The organism is Phaeacidiphilus oryzae TH49, assembly GCF_000744815.1.
GTDB classification, from domain to species: Bacteria; Actinomycetota; Actinomycetes; order Streptomycetales; family Streptomycetaceae; genus Phaeacidiphilus; species Phaeacidiphilus oryzae.
In genome coordinates this window covers 68,172-86,263 of record NZ_JQMQ01000005.1, presented here as the reverse complement: position 1 = coordinate 86,263, position 18,092 = coordinate 68,172, and the positions used below count along the sequence as shown (strand labels likewise).

The window sequence follows — 18,092 nt, the reverse complement described above, 5'->3', positions numbered from 1 at the left end:
CGCCCCTCGACCAGGAGCAGCCTTGACCCCGCCCGCCGCATCCCCCGTGATCGCCGTCGCCGGACTCGGCATCGAGTCCTCCACCTTCTCCCCGGCCCGCACCCACGCGGCCGCCTTCCACCCGCAGCGCGGGGAGGAGGTGCTGACCCGCTACCCCTTCCTCGCCCCCGGGCAGCCGCTGCGCGAGGCCGCCGACTGGCGGGGCGCGCTGGTCGGCAAGTCCCTGCCCGGCGGGATCGTCACCGCCGAGGCCTTCGCCGCGCTCTCCGAGGAGCTGCTGGAGCGGCTGAGCGCGCTGCCGCGCCCGGACGGCCTCTGGTACGACATCCACGGCGCGATGACCGTCGAGGGCCTGGACGACGCCGAGACCGTCCTCCTCGGCTGGATCCGCGAGGTCGTCGGCCCGGACGTGCTCGTCTCCACCTCGATGGACCTCCACGGCAACGTCTCCCGCGGGCTCGTCCACCAGAGCGATCTGATCACCTGCTACCGCAAGGCCCCGCACGAGGACCACATGGAGACCAAGGAGCGGGCCGCCCGCAACCTGGTCGAGCTGCTGGCCTCCGGCGCTCCCCGGCCGGCCAAGGCCTGGGTCCCGGTGCCGGTGCTCCTGGCCGGCGAGCAGACCTCCACCCGGATCGAGCCCGCCCGCAGCGTCTACGCCGCCGTGGACGAGGTCGAGGCGATGCCGGGGGTCACCGACGCCGCCATCTGGGTCGGCTACGCCTGGGCCGACGAGCCGCGCAACCGGGCGGCCGTGGTGGTGACCGGACCGGACGAGGCGGCGGCCGCCGCCGGTGCCGAGCGGCTGGCCCGCGGCTTCTGGGCGGCGCGCCGCGACTTCGACTTCGTCGCCCCCACCGGCACCCTCGACGCCTGCCTGGACGCGGCGCTGTCGCCGGGCGCCGCCCGTCCGTACTTCATCAGTGACAGCGGGGACAACCCCACCGCGGGCGGCGCCGGCGACGTCACCTGGGGGCTCCACCGGGTGCTGGCCCGCCCGGAGTTCGCCGATCCCGAGGGCCCGACGGTGATCTACGCCTCCGTCCCCGGCCCCGAAGCGGTCGAGGCCGCGGAGAAGGCTGGGATCGGCGCGACCGTCACGGTCACCGCCGGCGCCGAGGTGGACGACCGGCACGCCGGACCGATCACCATGACCGGCACCGTCCACGCGATCCGGCACGGCGACCGGGACGCGGAGACCGAGGTGGTGCTCCGGGTCGGCAGCGTCCGCGTGATCATCACCCGGCTGCGCAAGCCGTACCACCACGAGCACGACTTCACCGATCTGGACCTCGATCCGCGCTCGGCGGACCTGGTGCTGGTCAAGATCGGGTATCTGGAGCCGGAGCTCTTCGACATGGCCGCCGACTGGAAGCTGGCGCTCAGCCCCGGCGGCGTCGACCAGGACCTGGTCCGGCTGGGGCACGAGCGGATCCGCCGCCCGATGTTCCCCTTCGACCCCGACATGGCCGAGCCGGACCTCCGCGCCCGCCTCATCCCCGCCTCCGACCGGCCGCTGGACGGGGTGGACGAGTGACGTCCCTCGCCCTGGAGATCGCCGTGACCGGCCCGGCGGGCGCCCGGGCCGCGCGGGCCGGGGGAGCGGACCGGGTGGAGCTCTGCACCGGCCTGGAACTCGGCGGTCTCACCCCGAGCGGGCCGGCCGTCGCGGCGACGGCCGCCACCGGCCTTCCCGTCCAGGCCCTGATCCGCTGCCGCCCGGGCGACTTCGTCTACGACGAGGAGGAGATCGGACTGATGACCGCCGAGATCCGCGCGGTGGTCGCGGCCGGCGCGGCGGGCGTGGTCGTCGGCGCCCTCACCGCCGAGGGCGAGTTGGACGCCGACGCGATGCGCCGGTTCGCCGCGGCGGCGAGGGAAGCGGGGGCCGAGGCGGGCCGTCCGGTGGAACTCACTCTCCACCGGGCCGTCGACCAGTCCGCCGACCCGGTACGCGCCGCCGGGCGGCTCCCCGCCCTCGGCGTGGACCGGGTGCTCACCTCCGGCGGCGCGCCGACGGCGCTGGCGGGCGCCGGGACACTGGCCCGCATCGTCCGGGCGGCCCCCGGAGTCCAGGTGATGGCGGGGGCGGGGGTGGCTCCCGAGCAGGCGCCCGCGCTGGCGGCCACCGGCGTCGCCGCCCTCCACCTCTCCGCCAAGCGCCGGGCCCCCGCACGCCGTACGGGTGGCTGGGTGCCCCTGGGCGCGGGGACCGCCGAGGCCGAGGAGGACACCCACTTCGTCACCGACCAGGCGCTGGTCCGCGCGACCCGCACGGCATTGGACGCCCTCAGGTCGAGGTGACGCCCCGCGCGCTCCGGCGCCGGCGGAAGAGGGTCTCCTGGGCGAGGCTGGCCAGCAGTCCGCCCTCGGGCGAGGTGATGGTCCCGGTGTACCACCCCCGGCCGCCGCCGGTGGTGCGGGGCACCATGTCGAGCAGCACCCAGTCGTCCAGCCGGGCCGGCCGGTGGAACCACAGCGCGTGGTCGAGGCTGGACTGCGAGGACCACTCCTGGTCGGCCAGCGGCGACAACCCGCTGAAGACGTCCGAGAGATAGGTCAGCACCGCGGAGTGGAGCAGCCGGTCGTCGCCGAGTCCGGCGTCGCAGCGGGCCCAGAAGCGGGTCGGCCACCTGGAGTCCGGGTAGGGCTGCGGCGGCAGCCGGGCCTCGAAGGAGAACAGCCGGGGCACGGGGGTCGGCGGCAGCCCCTCGGGTCCCGGGGCGTCCGGCAGGTCCTCGGTGACGTGTTCCCGGCCCTCCTCCTCGACCTGGAAGGAGGCGGAGAGGGAGAAGATCACCTCGCCGTCCTGGACGGCGGCCACCCGGCGGGCGGAGAAGGTCCGGCCGTCCCGGTCGCGGTCGACCCGGAAGACGGTCGGCCGTCCGGCGTCCCCGGCGCGCAGGAAGTAGCCGTGCAGCGAGTGCGGCGGCCGGTCCGGGGCGACCGTGCGGCCGGCGGCCATCAGCGCCTGCGCGGCGACCTGCCCGCCGTAGAGGGAGTGCGGCTCCTCGAAGACGGTGTCGCCCCGGTACAGGTCGCGGTCCAGCTGCTCCAGTTCCAGCAGCCGAGGCAGCGTCAGATGGTCCGGCACGGAACGCATCGGGGTGACCGACGCCATCGCCCCGGCCTCCGACCCGGCGATCCTGCCCGTGTTCGTCCGCGGCACGCTGCCCCGCCCCCGCCCTCAGTGGTACGCCACGGACTCCTCTGCGGAGTCCTCGAACGGGGCCACAGTCGCCGTCGGGAGCACCGCCTGTCAATGGGGCCACCTCCGCCGCGGGCTGCCGAGCCCCAGCTCAGCCGGGGTCTTCGCCCGGGCGGCCAGGAGCGGGGCCCCGGGGCCCAATGGCGGGCCGTTCGGCATCAGTCGGGGCCTTGTGGCGGTGGGACGTTGAAGACGGCACGGACTGTCCGAAGGAAACCGACCGGGGGAGGCCGCTGTGTGGATCGGGCTGCTGGTGGGAGCGGGACTGGTGGTGTGGGGGGCGATAAAGATCCTGGGACCGGGCAACGCCGTCCTGCCCTGGCTCGCCGTCCCCCTCGGGCTGCTGATCATCATCGGCGCCCTGGACAACCCCTTCAAACCGCGCAGGCTGCCGGGGGAGAACGGCTCCGTCATCGAGGAGCGCCACTACTTCGGCGCTGCCCGGGGCCGCGAGCGGCGTGAGGAGGAGCGGCGCCGCTGACCGCCCCGGCTAGGGCTCCACTTGGGGCGCCCGCGACTCGCGAGCGCCCCCGGGGCCGCCGCCGTCCACGCGGTCAAGCGTCTGCGTGCTCTCCTGCTCATGGGTGTTGAGGATGTTGAGGAGGTCGGCCACCCTGGCGCCGGCGTCCGCCGGGTGGCGGAGCTCCGAATCGACGGAGAGCCGGTAGATGTTGGTGCGGCCGGAGCGGGTGTGGGCCAGGTACCCGCCCTCTTCGAGGTCCACGATGATGCGCTGCACCGCCCGTTCGGTGAGCAGGCAGTGCTGTGCGATGTCCCTGACCCGGCTGTCCGGGTTCCGGGCGATCGCCGCCAGCACCCGTGCGTGATTGGTCAGGAACGTCCAGCTGTCCCGTCCTCCCGGCCTCTGATCCATGCTGGTCATCGTAGGGCGGATCACTCCGCGTGGACAAAAACGCGACACACTTTTCGTGTAACAGTTGACAGGTATCAGTCGCCCGAGCACTCTGGAGGGCAGCAAGACCCCTTCCGCCCGTGCCCGGTACGCTCCCGTCTAGGAACACCATGGTCGCCGAGTCCTTCGCCCAGGGCACCGCTGCCACCGGGGATCTCCCCGAGATCCCGTCGCCCCCCTCCGCGGCCTCGCCGGCCCGGGCCCGAGCGGTCACCAGGCCCCTGCTGCACAGGCTGCGCGGACTGCCCTCCGGCACCCCCGAGCACGCCTATCTCCGGGGTGTGCTGGTGGAGTTGAACCTCTCGCTGGTCCGCCACGTGGTCCGGAGGTTCCGGGCGCGCAGCGAGTCGAGCGAGGAGCTCCTCCAGGTCGGCTGCATCGGCCTGATCCACGCCGTGGACCGGTTCCAGGTCGACCGGGGCGTGGAGTTCTCCACCTTCGCCGTGCCCACCATCGAGGGTGAGATCAAGTGCTTCTTCCGGGACGCGAGTTGGTGCGTACGGGTGCCGCGGAGGCTGCAGGAGCTCCGGCTGCGGATCGCCCGGTGCACCGACGAGCTCCAGCAGCGGACGGGCCGCGAGCCCACCGTCGCCGAACTGGCGGAGGCGCTGGGCGCGGACGAGCGGGAGACGCTGCTCGGTCTTGAGGCCGTCAACGCCTATGACGGCGTGTCCCTGGACGCGGTCTTCGGGGAGGCGGACGCCGGGGCGGCGCTCTCCGAGCGGCTGGCCGCGCCGGACGACGGGATCGAGCGGGTGGAGACCGTGGAGTCGCTCCGGCCGCTCCTCGCCGGCCTCCCCGAGCGCGAGCGGACGGTGCTCGCCCTGCGCTTCGGCGCCGAGTTGACCCAGGCAGAGATCGCCGACCGGATCGGAGTGTCGCAGATGCAGGTGTCCCGCATTCTGACCCGCACCTGCGACGCGCTTCGCGGGGCGCTGGCCGAGTCGGTGGTGATGTGCCGTGACTGAGATCGATCCGCTCCCGCTCTGCCGTCTCCGCCGGCGCACCGGTGACGACTTCACCGTGCTGGAACTGCACGGGGAGATCGACCTGGCCGCGCTGGACACCCTGCTGCCGCAGATGGAGAGGGCCGTCCGGGGCCCGCCCGTTGGGTCGTCATCGACCTCAGCGGCGTCTCCTTCTTCGACGCCTCCGGGATCCGGCTGCTGCACCTGATCGAGGCGCACGTGCGCCGGCAGCACGGCACCGTCCGCCTGGTCTGCCCGCCCGGCTTCGTCCGCGGGCTCCTCGAACTGGTCGGGATAACCAGGGGGCTGACGACGGTGGCCACCCTGGAGGAGGCGCTGCCGGCGGCGCCGATGTCCTCCGCCTGACGATCGAAGGCGGCGGAGGACACCGGACCGGACTCAGGCGGCCAGCGGCACCTCGGTGCCGGGGGCGGCGCCCGGGTAGGCCTCCACCACCAGGTTGAGCTGCCGCTGGATGTACCAGAGGTTCAGCCCGAAGACGAGGGCCAGCCAGGTGCAGACGGCCGGGCTGCAGGTGACCGGCAGGCCGGCGGCGCGCTGGGCGTCGGCGATCGCCTTGCCGGTGTTGTGGTACGAGACCAGCGGGGCGATCACCGTCCAGCCGAGGAAGATCATCACGGCCAGGCTGCCGCCGGGGCTGAGCACCCGGCGGCGGTCGTACTCCTGCAGCTCCTTGTGGATCTTGAAGTACCAGACGAGGTGGTAGATCCCGAGGGTGATGAGCGGCAGGCCGAGCCAGACCGCCACCGAGCCGCGGCGCTTCATGGCGAGGCCGGTGAGCCGGCCGACCGGCACCGTCACGGTCACGTTGGGGACCACGGCGCCGGAGGCCGTGCCGACGTTGGGGTGGCTCTGGGCCGAGACGGGGTGGAACTCGTCCACGCGGTGCTCCATGGGTCGATGATTTGTCGATTGCAGGCAGAGCGTGGCAGTTATGTGAGAGTTCGGTGAGTCTGTTTATCATTCTGTAATTTCGGTTCGCGGGAAGTCGGGAGTGCGGGGTTCCGGGCTAGATTCGTCTTCGGCCGACGTCCCGTCAGAAGGCTTGGCGGGGAACGCGGTTGGCACCGGGCCAAGGAGGCAGCCGTGTTCCAGATCGCCAGCCGGTCCATCGAGCTCGCCCAGCATCTGCCGCCGCCGCTGACCCGCGAGCTGACGGTGCGGCGCGGCCTCCCGGTGCCGATGCGGGACGGCGCGGTGCTCCTCGCCGACCGGTGGGAGCCCCGCAGCGGCGGACAGGGCCTGCCGGCCGTGCTCATCCGCACCCCGTACGGCAGGGGCGGGATGTTCGTCACGCAGATCGTCCGGCCGCTGGTCGAGCGCGGCTTCCAGGCCCTGGTGCAGAGCACCCGGGGCACCTTCGGCTCGGCGGGGGACTTCGACCCGCTGCGGAACGAGCGCGAGGACGGCCTGGACACCCTGGCCTGGACGGTCGAGCAGCCCTGGTTCGGCGACTCGATGGTGCTCTACGGCGCCAGCTACCTCGGCTACGTCCAGTGGGCGGTGGCCGACGCGCTGCCTCCGCAGGTGAAGGCGATCATCCCGGTGGTCACCGAGTCGGCGATCACCCTGGAGTTCCTCCGCCGGGACGGCTTCTCCCTGGAGGTGCCGTTCCTGTGGGGGGTGCAGATCGCCGGGCAGGAGCGGCGCGCCGCCATGCTGCGCCAGTTCCTCGGCGAGCGGAAGGCCCAACGCGCCCTGCGCACCCTGCCGTTGAGCGATGCGGACACGGCGGCCACGGGGCGCAGGTCGGCGTACATCCAGAGCGTCCTGGAGCACGACCGGGACGACCCGTACTGGGCGCCGGCCGACCACCGGGCCAAGGTCGCCGACGTCACCGTGCCGGCGAGCCTGGTGGCCGGGTGGTACGACATCTTCCTTCCGGGGCAGCTCAGGGACTTCCGGGTGCTGCAGGACGCCGGCCGGCGGCCGCGGCTGACGGTCGGCCCCTGGGCGCACATCTCGTCCGGCTGGGGCGAGGCGGCGGCCCGGGAGGCGCTCGGCTTCGGGCTGGCGCTGGCCCGCGGCGACGAGCCGCCGGAGCGCGCCCCGGTGCGGCTGTTCGTGATGGGGGAGGACCGGTGGCGGGACTTCCCGTGCTGGCCGCCGCCCGGCTACTCGCCGCAGCGCTTCCATCTCCACCCCGGCGGGGTGCTCGGCCCCGAGCCGCCGGCGGCCGGTGCGCCGCCGGACCGGTACCGCTACGACCCGGCCGACCCCACCCCCGCCGCCGGCGGCGTCCGGATGGCGATGCTGACCAGGGCCGGCGGGGTGGACAACACCGCCCTCGAAGCCCGGCGGGATGTCCTCTCCTACACCACCCCGGTGCTGACCGAGGACGTCGAGGCCGTCGGGGACGTGCGAGCCGAGGTGTACTTCCGGTCCAGCCTGCGCCACGCCGACGTCTTCGTCCGGCTCTGCGACGTCGATCCGCGGGGACGCTCGGTGAACGTCTGCGACGGGCTGGTCAGCCTGGCCGGCGCGGACCGCACGGTCTGCGCGGAGGTCCGGCTCTGGCCGACGGCGCACCGGTTCCGGCGCGGCCACCGGATCCGGGTGCAGGTCTCCAGCGGCGCCTTCCCGCGCTACAACCGCAACCCCGGCACCGGCGAGCCCCGGGCCTCCGCCACCACCCTCCGCGCCGCCGAGCAGCGGGTGCTCCACGACCCGGAGCACCCGTCCGCGATCATCCTGCCGATCCGCCGGGCGGACTGAGCGCCCGTCCCGGCCGGGCCTGCAAGAACTTGCAGCCTTGGTGGGGACCTCCCGGGGAGGTCTTGCAGGCGCCGGCCGCACGAGCCGCCAGAGCCGCGCCGAACGCGCTTTCTGCCCTGGTGAGTTGGCCTTCCGCGAGTTCCTCCCGGGTGCGGTACGCCGCCCGTCCCGGCAATTCGCGTTGGAAGTTTGCTGCAAGACCTTTCAAACGGCTCCGCCCGCTGCTACCTTCCTCCTCGACCCGGCGGGCGCACCACCCCCCTGCCGGGGCCCACCCACGAAGGAGTGCACATGCAACGTCGCATAGCCGCATCCGCCCTCGCCGTGGCGATCGCCCTCGCCGCGTCCGCCTGCGGCAGCAGCGGCGGCGGCCACGGGCAGAGCGCCTCCGGCGACCCCTCCGCGATCGCCGGCACCATCACCTACTGGGACACCTCGGACGCCACCGCCGAGGCGCCCGCCTACCAGGCCCTGATCAAGCAGTTCGAGGCCAAGTACCCGAAGATCCACGTCAACTACGTCAACGTGCCCTTCGCCAACGTCGAGCAGAAGTTCAAGACGGCGGCGCAGAGCGGCAAGGGCGCACCGGACGTGATGCGCGCCGACGTCGGCCTGGTCGACGAGTACGCCACCCTCGGCTACCTCGCCCCGCTGGACGGCACCCGCGCGGTCGCGGACACCCCCGCCGACTTCCTCAAGGGCCCCGAGCAGACCGCGAAGGTCAACGGCAAGACCTACGGCGTCCCCTCGGTCACCGACACCCTGGGCCTCCTCTACAACAAGGCGCTCTTCAAGAAGGCCGGCATCGCCGCCCCGCCGAAGACCTGGCAGGAGCTGATCAGCGACTCCGCGGTCATCAAGCAGAAGACCGGCGCCTACGGCACCTACCTCAACCCCGACAGCTACTTCCTGCTGCCCTTCCTCTACGGCGAGGGCGCGGACATGGTGGACCCGGCGAGCAAGAAGATCACCATCAGCCGGCCGCAGGCGGTGGCCGCCCTCGCCGAGGCGAAGAAGGTCTACGACACCTCCTCCATGAAGGTGGACTTCGCCAACGCCTACGACAACATGCAGACCGCCTTCAAGACCGGCAAGGTCGCCATGCTCGTCCAGGGACCGTGGTCGACCGCGGACGACTTCACCGGCAGCGCCTTCGCCGACAAGTCCAACCTCGGCATCGCCCCCGTCCCGGCCGGCAGCACCGGCCACGCCTCGGCCCCCACCGGCGGGCACGACCTGGTGGTCTACGCGGGCAGTGGCCAGCTGGCCGCCAGCGAGCTGTTCACCGAGTTCATGACCTCGACGGCGGCAGAGCAGCAGATCGCGCTGAAGAACGGCACCCTGCCGGCCCGCAGCTCCGCCTACACCGCCAAGGTGCTGGCCGACCCGTCCATCGCCGGATTCCGCCCGGTGCTCGACACCGCCCGCCCGCGCGCCCAGGTCGCCCAGGTCGGCAGCCTGTTCACGCCGCTGGCCACCGCCTACATCAAGGTGCTGCAGGGCACCGAGACACCGCAGCAGGGCGCGGACGACGCGGCCAAGGGCTTCAAGAGCCTGCTGCCCGGCTACAGCGTGGGGTGACCGATGGCCGCTGACGCTCTCTCCGCGACCCGCCCGCCGGCCTCCCGCCCGGCGTCCCCCCTCCGCCGCCTCCGCCGGGCCCTGGACCGCCACTGGTACGGCTGGGCGATGGTCCTGCCGGTGGTCATCGTGATGGCCGTGCTGGTGCTCTACCCGCTGGGCAAGGGGATCTACTACTCGCTGACCGACGCCAACGAGTCCAACGTGGCCCGGCACATCGGGATGAACCACATCCCGGCGACCTACCACATGGTCTGGTTCAAGAACTACGCCGACATCCTCTCCGACGGCTACTTCTGGGGCCGCCTGGTGTGGACGGTGGTCTGGACGGTCTGCTGCGTCACCCTCCAGGTCTCCCTCGGCATGGCGCTGGCCGTGATGCTCAACCGCAGGGTGCGCGGCCGCGCGGTCTACCGGGCGCTGCTGATCGTGCCCTGGGCGGTGCCCGCCTTCGTCAGCGTCTTCGCCTGGCGGCTGATGCTCAACTCCCAGTACGGCGTCTTCAACTCCGTCCTCACCCACCTCGGTCTGCCGGCCCAGGACTGGCTGGGCTCGCCGACGGCGATGAAGGTCGCGGTGGTGATCGTCAACGTCTGGATCGGCATCCCGTTCAACATGGTCGCGATGCTCGGCGGCCTGCAGGCCATCCCGCGCGAGCTCTACGAGGCGGCCGAGATGGACGGCGCGAGCCCGTGGCAGCGCTTCACCGGCGTGACCCTGCCCGGGCTGCGCCCGGTGACGGCGACCGTGGTGATGCTCGGCACGATCTGGACCTTCAACCAGTTCCCGGTGATCTGGCTGATGCTCGGTCAGACCACCGACGACAGCGCGGACATCCTGGTCACCGCGGCCTACCGGCTGATCGGCAGCGGCGTCTCGGACTACGCCGGAGCCGCCGCGTACGGCGTGCTGATCCTCGCCGTGCTGCTGGCCTTCTCCACCTACTACCGCAAGCAGATCAACCGAGGCGAGGCGGTCTCATGACGATCTCATCGGCGGCCTCCGCGATCGAGACCGCGCCCGCGCAGCCGTCCGCCGGCGCCGCCCGTGGCGCCCGCGCGACCGGCCGTCCCCGCCCCCGGGGGGAGCGCGGACCGCTCGCCTCGCTGCTGCTCCACGGCGGGCTGGTACTGGCCGCCGCCGTGGCCGTCTTCCCGGTGGCCTGGGTGCTGCTGATCTCGCTCGGGCCGAAGAACGCCTGGCAGGACCCCGGCCTGATCCTCGGCCACCTCGGCTTCGGCAACTACCGCGCGTTGCTCACCGGCGGCGGCCACGAGTTCCTCCACTGGATGGGCAGTTCGCTGCTGGTCGCCGTGGCCACCACGGTGGTCGGGCTGCTCCTCTCGGCCAGCGCCGGGTACGCCGTCTCCCGGATGCGCTTCCCCGGCCACCGCCCGCTGATGTGGATGTTCCTGGTCACCCAGATGTTCCCGGCGGCGGTGCTGATCGTGCCGCTCTACAACATCCTGGCGGCGCTGAACCTGCTGGACACCTACCAGGGCCTGGTGCTGGTGTACTGCACGGTCTCGGTGCCGTTCAGCGCCTGGATGCTGAAGGGGTACTTCGACACCGTGCCGGTGGAGATCGACGAGGCGGGCCGGGTGGACGGGCTGACCCCGTTCGGCACGTTCTGGCGGCTGGTCCTGCCGCTGTCCCGCCCGGGCATCGCGGTCGCCGCCTTCTACGGCTTCCTCACCGCCTGGGGCGAGTTCGCCTACGCCAACCTCTTCATGAGCAGCGACAAGTACACCCTCCCGGTGGGCATCCAGACCTTCGCCACGGCCGAGCGCGCCGACTGGAACCTGGTGACACCGGCCGCGATGATCATCCTCATCCCGGCCGCCGTCGTCTTCTTCCTGATCCAGCGCCACCTGGCCTCGGGACTCACCGCCGGCAGCACCAAGGGCTGAGCCCCGTACCGGCCCTGCGCCGATCCCGCACCACGTTCCCGGACCACGCTCCCGCACCGCCTCTCGCACCGCCTCTCGCACCGCCTCCGCTACGTACCCATGACCGCCCCCGCACCCTAGGGACTCCATGACGCAGCATCTGGCCACCCCGGCCACCGCCCCCGCATCCGCCACCGCCCCGGCCCCCGCCGACTGGTGGCGGGACGCGGTGATCTACCAGGTCTACCCGCGCAGCTTCGCCGACGCGAACGGCGACGGCATGGGCGACCTCGCCGGCGTGCGCAGCCGCCTCGGCTACCTTCGCGACCTGGGCGTGGACGCCGTGTGGCTCTCGCCCTTCTACGCTTCCCCGCAGTCGGACGCGGGCTACGACGTAGCCGACTACCGGGCCGTCGACCCGATGTTCGGCGACCTCCCGGACGCCGACGCGCTGATCGCCGACGCCCATCGGCTGGGCCTGCGGATCATCGTCGACCTGGTTCCCAACCACTGCTCCGACCAGCACCCGTGGTTCCAGCGGGCGCTCCGCGAGGGTCCTGGCTCCCCGCTGCGCGGCCGCTTCCACTTCCGCCCCGGCAAGGGCGCCGACGGCGAACTGCCCCCCAACGACTGGGAGTCCATCTTCGGCGGACCCGCCTGGACCCGCACCACCGACCCGGACGGCACACCGGGGGAGTGGTACCTCCACCTGTTCGCGCCCGAGCAGCCCGACTTCAACTGGGACGACCCGGCCGTCGCCGACGAGTTCCGCTCCATCCTCCGCTTCTGGCTCGACCTCGGCGTGGACGGCTTCCGGATCGACGTGGCGCACGGGCTGGTCAAGGCGCCCGGGCTGCCCGACATCGGCCACGGCGACCAGATCCGGCTGCTCGGCAACGCCGTCCTGCCCTTCTTCGACCAGGACGGCGTCCACCAGGTCTACCGCGAGTGGCGGCGCATCCTGGACGAGTACTCCGGGGGCCCGGGCGGCCACCGGATCGGCGTCGCCGAGGCCTGGACCCCGACCGTGGAGCGCACCGCGCTCTACCTCCGCCGCGACGAGCTGCACCAGGCCTTCAACTTCCAGTACCTGCAAGCGGATTGGCGGGCCGAGGAGCTGCGCGAGGTGATCGACCGCTCGCTGGCCGCGATGCGCCCGGTCGACGCCCCGGCGACCTGGGTGCTCTCCAACCACGACGTGGTACGGCACCGCACCCGCCTCGGCGGGGAGGGCGAGGACGGTCTGCGCCGGGCCCGCGCGGCCACCCTGCTGATGCTCGCCCTCCCCGGCTCCGCCTACCTCTACCAGGGCGAGGAGCTGGGGCTTCCGGAGGTGCTCGAACTCCCCGACGAGGCCCGCCAGGACCCCGCCTTCCGCCGCTCGCGGGCCGGCGGCGACGCCGAGGGGCAGGACGGCATGCGGGACGGCTGCCGGGTCCCGCTGCCCTGGTCCGGCAGCGCGCCGCCGTACGGCTTCGGCCCCGACCCCGAGAGCCCGACCTGGCTGCCGCAGCCGGCCGACTGGGCCGCGTACACCGTGGAGGCGCAGACCGGGGACCCCACCTCCACGCTGGAGTTCTACCGCAGCGCGCTGGCCGTGCGCCGGCGGCACCCGGCGCTCGGCGCCGGCGACGCGGTCGAATGGCTCCCCGCCCCGGAGGGCGTCCTCGCCTTCCGGCGGACCGCCCCCGACGGCACCGTCCTCACCTGCACCGCCAACACCGGTGCGGAGACGGTGCTGATCGACGCCCCCGGCCGCCTGCTGCTGGCCTCCGCGGAGGCCGACGCCCCCGCCGAGGGGGCATTCCCGCTGGCCCGGGACACCACCGCGTGGTGGACCAGCTGACCGTCGCAGAGCGATCGAAGGAGATCGATGGAGATCCCGTCCGCCCGGCCGCGTTCCTCGGCCCGGGGCCCCGGTCCGGGCGGCGCGGGCCGGCGCCCACGCACCGCCGTCCAAAGCCCGGCAGGTGCAATAGGCTTCCGTTCCATGAGCGTTGCGCGGTTGGCTGACATCGCAGAGCAGGCGGGGGTGAGCGAGGCCACCGTCTCACGGGTGCTGAACGGCAAGGCGGGGGTGTCGCCGAAGACGCGTCAGGCCGTCCTCGCGGCGCTCGACATCCTCGGCTACGAGCGGCCCGCCCGGCTCCGCCGGCGCAGCGCGGGGCTGATCGGCCTGATCACCCCCGAGCTCAACAACCCCATCTTCCCGGCCTTCACCCAGGTCATCGAGCAGGTCCTGACCCGCTACGGCTACACCCCGGTGCTCTGCACCCAGACGCCGGGCGGCTCCACCGAGGACGAGCTGGTGGAGCTGCTGGTGGAGCGCGGGGTCACCGGGATCGTCTTCATCTCGGGCCTCCACGCCGACCTCACCGCGGACACCGAGCGGTACGCCCGGCTGGCCGGCCGGGGAGTGCCGTATGTGCTGATCAACGGGTACAACGCGAAGATCGCCGCGCCCTTCGTCTCTCCGGACGACCGCGCGGCGGCCCGGATGGCGGTCCAGCACCTGGCCGAACTCGGCCACCGGCGGATCGGCATGACGGTCGGCCCCAACCGCTTCGTCCCCGTGCAGCGCAAGGTCGAGGGCTTCGTGGAGGCGATGCGGACGCTGCTCGACCTGCCGCCGGACGAGGCGGAGAAGCTGGTGCAGCACTCGCTCTTCTCGGTGGAGGGCGGCCAGGCCGCGGCGGGGCCGCTGCTCGACCGCGGCTGCACCGGCTTCGTCTGCGGCAGCGACCTGATGGCCTTCGGCGTGATCCGGGCCGTCCGGCAGCGCGGGCTGCGGGTGCCGGAGGACGTGTCGGTGGTCGGCTTCGACGACTCCCCGCTGATCGCCTTCGCCGACCCGCCGCTGACCACCGTCCGCCAGCCGGTCGAGGCGATGGGCGCGGCGGCGGTCGACGCGCTGCTGGAGGAGCTGCGCGGCAACCCGGCCCAGCGCACCGAGTTCGTCTTCCAGCCCGAGCTGGTCGCCCGCGGCTCCACCGCGGCGGCGCCGGCCTCCTAGGGGGAGACCACGCCCTCAGCCGGTCGGCGGAGGCCGTCGAGCATGGTGTGGACGATCGGTTCCAGGTAGGCCGGCGGGCCGGGGATCCGGGCGATGGCCACGATCAGGTCGAAGATCTGCTCCAGCCCGAGGTCGTCGCGCACCTCGCCGGCCTCCTGCGCGGCGGCCAGCAGCGGGCGGCCGGCCGCCAGCGCCTGCTCGCGGCGGCTGCGCAGGCCCTCCTCGTCCGTGTGGACCAGCAGCTCGGAGACGATCAGGCGCTTGTGGGGGATGAAGTCGAACTGCAGGCGCAGCCAGGCGTCGAGCGCCGCGCCCGGACTCTGCCCGGGCTTGATCACCGCGGCCTCGCAGACGGCGTCCACCTCTCCCGCGTACAGGGCCTCGAGCAGCTCGCGGCGGCCGGGGAAGTTGCGGTAGAGGGTGGCCATCCCCACGCCTGCCCGCCGTGCCACCTCGGCCATGGAGATGTCCGTGTCGCCGTCGGCGAAGGCGGCCTGGGCCGCCGCCAGGATCCTGTCCCGATTGCGCTCGGCGGCCGCCCGCCTGGCCGGGAACGCCGTCTTGTCCGTGCTCACTGCACCTCTCCGATCCCTGACTGCGCCGGGTCGCCCCGACTGCGCCGGGTTGCCCGGCTCGGCTTCCGGCCGTGCGCCCTCCTTGGTGGACAGCCTATCCGGCAATCCTCTACAGTTGGCGGACAGCCTATCCGCCATCGGGCCGAGCGTGCCCGGAGGGCCGTGCGCCACTTCGCAGAGGAGAGCTGGCCATGCCACACGAACATCCCGGCGGGGCAACCGCCACGCCGTCCGCGTCCGCGTCTTCGTCCCCGTCCCCGTCCTCGTCCGACACCCACTCCGCACCACAGGTCGCCAAACCGGGCGTCCCCCTGGCGGCCGTCGCCGCCATCGCCTGCGTCGCCCAGTTCATGGTGGTGCTCGACTCCAGCATCGTGAACGTTGCCCTGCCGTCCATGAAGGCGGGGCTGGGCCTCTCCGCCACCGCGCAGCAGTGGGTGGTCAACGGCTATCTCATCGCCTTCGGCGGCCTGCTGCTGCTCGCCGCCCGCGCGAGCGACCTCTTCGGCCGCCGCCGTGTCTTCCAGCTCGGCCTCGCCGTCTTCAGCGCCGCGAGTCTCTTCGGCGGGCTGGCCACCGACGGCTGGATGCTGCTGGCGGCCCGGGTGGTCCAGGGCGCGGGCGCGGCCGCCCTCGCCCCCTCCAGCCTCAGCCTGATCACCGCTAGCCACGCCGATCCGGGCCGCCGCACCCGCGCGATGACCTGGTGGGGAGTGGCCGCCTCCAGCGCCGGCGCGGCCGGCATCGTCCTCGGCGGCCTGCTGACCGCCTCGTTCAGCTGGCGCTGGGTGATGCTGGTCAATGTGCCGATCGGCGCCGGCCTCCTCGCCGCAGGCCTGCTCCTGCTGCGGCCCACCGCGCCCGCCCGGGACCGCGCCCGGATCGACGCCCCCGGCGCCGCGACCGTCACCCTGGCCGCCGCCGCGCTCGCCTACGGGGTCTCGATCGCCCCCGACCACGGCTGGGGCTCCGGGCAGGTCCTCGCCCTGCTGATCGGTGGACTCGTGCTGCTCGCCGCCTTCGTGGCGATCGAACGCCGCACCCGTGAACCGCTCATCCCGCCGGCCGTCTTCGCCCTCCACAACCTGCGGGTCGGCAACGTGCTGACGCTGTGGATGGGCGCGGTGATCACCGCTCCGCTGTTCTTCCTCTCGCTGTATCTGCAGCAGGTCCTCGGCGAGAGCGCGCTGCGCACCGGACTGTCGCTGCTGCCCATGGTGTCCGTGATCAGCGTCGGGGTCCTCCTCTCGCAGCGGCTGATCCCGGTGATCGGCCCGCGCCGCCTGGTGCTGGCCGGCGGCCTGGTCGCCGCCGCGGGCCTGCTGTGGCTGGCCCGGCTGCCCGCCCACCCCGACTATGTCGGCCACGTACTGCTCCCCACTGTGGTCGTCGGTGCCGGCACGAGCGTGACGATGATGCCGGCGGTCGTCGCCGCCACCGCCGGTGTGGCCCCGCGCGACGCCGGCGTCGCCTCCGGTCTGATCAACATGTGCCGCCAGCTCGGCGCGGCACTCGGCCTGGCCGCCCTGGTCACCGTCGCCGCCACGGTCACCCACCACAGCACCGCCACCGGCTCCGCGGCGGTCGTCGACGGCTACCGCGTCGCGTTCTACGGCCTGGCAGCGATGAGCACGGTCACCGCCCTCCTCGCACTGCTGCTGAAGGTCCCCGCACGGGAGCCCCAGGACTGAACCGCGCCAGTCCTCCCCCCGACACCCGCCACCGCCCGAAGGAGACGAAACATGCAGGTACCCACGGCGAACGGCCGGATCCGGGGACGAGTACGCGGGGAATGCGCGGAATTCCTCGGCATCCCCTACGCGGCCGCCCCCTACCCGGACCACGCCTTCGCCCCGCCCCGTCCGCCCGAGCCCTGGGACGGAATCCTCGACGCCACCGTGCCGGGGGCGACGGCGGCGCATCCCCACGTCGCCCAGCAGCTCTTCCCCGATCCCGTCGTCGAGGGCCGCAACCCCCTGAACCTCAACGTGTACGCCCCCGCCCACTCCGCCGGCCCCCATCCGGTCCTGGTGTGGCTGCCCGGCGGCGGGTTCTTCAGCGGGGGCAACGCCGGACCCTGGTACAGCGGGGAGTCCTTCGCCCGGGACGGAGTCGTCCTCGTCGTCCCCAACTACCGCCTCGCCGCCGAGGGCTTCATGGTCCTCGACGACGGCCTCGCCAATCGGGCCCTCCTCGACATCACCGCGGCACTGCGATGGGTCCAGGGCGAAATCGCGGCCTTCGGCGGCGACCCCGGCAATGTCACCGTCGCCGGGCAGTCCGCCGGCGCGATGGCCGCCCTCGCCCTCTCCGGCTGCCCCGGGGCCCGGGGGCTGTTCCACCGCCTGGCCGCGATGAGTGCCGGCACCCCGCTCCTGTCCTCCCTCCCCCGCGCCGAGGCCCTCTCCGAGGATTTCGCCGCCCTCCTCGGTACCCCACGCAGCGCTGCCGCCCTCGCCGCCGTCCCGGCGCGGAAGCGCCTGGAGCTGGAGGCCGCGTGGCTGCCGAGGGAGGTCCAGGGCCCGGCGGCAGAGCCGGACGACCGGGCCCGGTGCGCCCGGCGCGGCTCCCTGCGCTGGCAGCCGACGCTGGACGGCAGCGTCCTCACCGCCTCGCCGCAGGACGCGCTGGCCGAGCCGGGAACCGTGGACGCCCTGATGATCGGCACCACCGTCGAGGAGTGGAACTTCGTCCTCGGCCCGGTGGACCCCGCCCCGTCGATCGAGGCCTGCCGCCAGGGATTCGCCAACCTCGGCCTCACCGGCCGGGACCTGACCCGCTATCTCCACGCCCTGGAGACCGACAACCCCGGCCACGCGCTCGCCCAGGCCCTCTCCGACCGCACCTTCCGGGAACCCGCCCGCGGTATCGCCGAAGGCGCCGCTCGGGCGGGCATCCCCACCTACGCCTACCAGTTCGCCTGGGCCGCCCCCGGCTTGGGCGCGGCCCACTGCGCCGATCTCCCCTTCGTCTTCGACCACCTCGACGCCCCCGGCGCCGCCGGCCTCCTGGGCCCCGACGCCCCCGCTCACCTGGCGGACGCCCTCCACGGCGCCCTGGTGGGCTTCGCCCGCGACGGCGATCCCGGCTGGACCGCCTACGACCCCGCCGACCGCCGTGCCATGGTCTTCGACGAGGAGATACGCGAGGTCCCTGACGCCCTGAGCCGCACGCCGGCCCGGCTGCGCCGGCGGTGAACCGTGCCC

General features: G+C 73.3%; 18 protein-coding genes. 14 read left to right on the top strand and 4 right to left on the bottom strand.

From position 1 onward, the window contains the following. Nucleotides 1-22 precede the first annotated feature (22 nt). Nucleotides 23-1,540 (top strand): M81 family metallopeptidase, encoded by a 1,518-nt coding sequence (locus BS73_RS04685; RefSeq protein WP_037569965.1) that lies wholly within the window; start codon nt 23-25, stop codon nt 1,538-1,540. Further along, entirely contained in the window at nt 1,537-2,307 is a 771-nt protein-coding gene (locus tag BS73_RS04680; RefSeq protein WP_037569963.1) for a copper homeostasis protein CutC, read from the top strand. Before BS73_RS04685 ends, BS73_RS04680 begins: the two co-directional genes overlap by 4 nt. Here BS73_RS04680 and BS73_RS04675 read toward each other — a convergent pair. After that, nucleotides 2,294-3,124: an acyl-CoA thioesterase gene (locus BS73_RS04675; RefSeq protein ID WP_037569961.1), complete on the bottom strand. Its 831-nt coding sequence runs from the start codon at nt 3,122-3,124 to the stop codon at nt 2,294-2,296. The two genes, BS73_RS04680 and BS73_RS04675, sit on opposite strands and share 14 nt — an antisense overlap. A 322-nt stretch (nt 3,125-3,446) precedes the next feature. Between BS73_RS04675 and BS73_RS04665 the strand changes: the two genes are divergently transcribed. Beyond that, nucleotides 3,447-3,692, top strand: coding sequence for a hypothetical protein (locus BS73_RS04665; protein WP_037569958.1), 246 nt, complete (start codon nt 3,447-3,449; stop codon nt 3,690-3,692). 9 nt (nt 3,693-3,701) lie between these two features. Here the strand turns inward: BS73_RS04665 and BS73_RS35865 are convergent, their stop codons facing one another. Continuing rightward, on the bottom strand, nt 3,702-4,085 hold the full coding sequence (locus BS73_RS35865; protein WP_235215307.1) for a helix-turn-helix transcriptional regulator: 384 nt from the start codon (nt 4,083-4,085) through the stop codon (nt 3,702-3,704). Nucleotides 4,086-4,234: 149 nt separating this feature from the next. On the opposite strand from BS73_RS35865, the gene BS73_RS04655 reads away from it, so the two are divergent. Genes BS73_RS04655 through BS73_RS35860 form a run of 3 tightly spaced genes read left to right on the top strand, consistent with a single transcriptional unit; the run spans nt 4,235 to nt 5,458 of the window. Beyond that, nucleotides 4,235-5,092, top strand: coding sequence for a SigB/SigF/SigG family RNA polymerase sigma factor (locus tag BS73_RS04655; RefSeq protein WP_051939442.1), 858 nt, complete (start codon nt 4,235-4,237; stop codon nt 5,090-5,092). Next, the gene (locus BS73_RS04650) at nt 5,085-5,300 is read left to right on the top strand and encodes a hypothetical protein (protein WP_037569956.1); all 216 of its coding nucleotides are present in this window, start codon (nt 5,085-5,087) and stop codon (nt 5,298-5,300) included. The genes BS73_RS04655 and BS73_RS04650 overlap by 8 nt, the downstream gene beginning before the upstream one ends. Further along, a complete protein-coding gene (locus BS73_RS35860) occupies nt 5,243-5,458 on the top strand; it encodes an STAS domain-containing protein (protein WP_084703796.1) in 216 nt (71 codons plus the stop codon). Before BS73_RS04650 ends, BS73_RS35860 begins: the two co-directional genes overlap by 58 nt. Before the next feature lie 33 nt (nt 5,459-5,491). Here the strand turns inward: BS73_RS35860 and BS73_RS04645 are convergent, their stop codons facing one another. After that, a complete protein-coding gene (locus tag BS73_RS04645) occupies nt 5,492-6,007 on the bottom strand; it encodes a DUF4234 domain-containing protein (protein WP_084703795.1) in 516 nt (171 codons plus the stop codon). Between the two features lie 192 nt (nt 6,008-6,199). Here BS73_RS04645 and BS73_RS04640 point away from each other — a divergent pair, with 192 nt between their 5' ends. The 6 genes from BS73_RS04640 to BS73_RS04615 all read left to right on the top strand — a co-directional run bounded on the left by BS73_RS04640 (nt 6,200) and on the right by BS73_RS04615 (nt 14,311). Next, the gene (locus BS73_RS04640) at nt 6,200-7,828 is read left to right on the top strand and encodes a CocE/NonD family hydrolase (RefSeq protein WP_235215306.1); all 1,629 of its coding nucleotides are present in this window, start codon (nt 6,200-6,202) and stop codon (nt 7,826-7,828) included. 291 nt (nt 7,829-8,119) lie between these two features. After that, nucleotides 8,120-9,409 (top strand): extracellular solute-binding protein, encoded by a 1,290-nt coding sequence (locus BS73_RS04635; protein WP_037569955.1) that lies wholly within the window; start codon nt 8,120-8,122, stop codon nt 9,407-9,409. 3 nt (nt 9,410-9,412) lie between these two features. Continuing rightward, complete coding sequence (locus BS73_RS04630) at nt 9,413-10,393, top strand: carbohydrate ABC transporter permease (RefSeq protein WP_037569953.1); 981 nt, start codon at nt 9,413-9,415, stop codon at nt 10,391-10,393. Next, entirely contained in the window at nt 10,390-11,319 is a 930-nt protein-coding gene (locus BS73_RS04625; protein ID WP_037569951.1) for a sugar ABC transporter permease, read from the top strand. The genes BS73_RS04630 and BS73_RS04625 overlap by 4 nt, the downstream gene beginning before the upstream one ends. Nucleotides 11,320-11,446: 127 nt before the next feature. Next, a complete protein-coding gene (locus BS73_RS04620; protein WP_037569949.1) occupies nt 11,447-13,144 on the top strand; it encodes a glycoside hydrolase family 13 protein in 1,698 nt (565 codons plus the stop codon). A 144-nt stretch (nt 13,145-13,288) separates the two neighbouring features. Continuing rightward, a complete protein-coding gene (locus BS73_RS04615; RefSeq protein WP_037569946.1) occupies nt 13,289-14,311 on the top strand; it encodes a LacI family DNA-binding transcriptional regulator in 1,023 nt (340 codons plus the stop codon). Here the strand turns inward: BS73_RS04615 and BS73_RS04610 are convergent. Next, nucleotides 14,308-14,886, bottom strand: a complete 579-nt coding sequence (locus BS73_RS04610; RefSeq protein WP_037569943.1) for a TetR/AcrR family transcriptional regulator — start codon at nt 14,884-14,886, stop codon at nt 14,308-14,310. The two genes, BS73_RS04615 and BS73_RS04610, sit on opposite strands and share 4 nt — an antisense overlap. Before the next feature lie 191 nt (nt 14,887-15,077). On the opposite strand from BS73_RS04610, the gene BS73_RS04605 reads away from it, so the two are divergent. Beyond that, nucleotides 15,078-16,577: an MFS transporter gene (locus BS73_RS04605; protein WP_084703794.1), complete on the top strand. Its 1,500-nt coding sequence runs from the start codon at nt 15,078-15,080 to the stop codon at nt 16,575-16,577. Between the two features lie 51 nt (nt 16,578-16,628). Then, complete coding sequence (locus BS73_RS04600; protein WP_051939437.1) at nt 16,629-18,083, top strand: carboxylesterase/lipase family protein; 1,455 nt, start codon at nt 16,629-16,631, stop codon at nt 18,081-18,083. Nucleotides 18,084-18,092 lie beyond the last annotated feature (9 nt).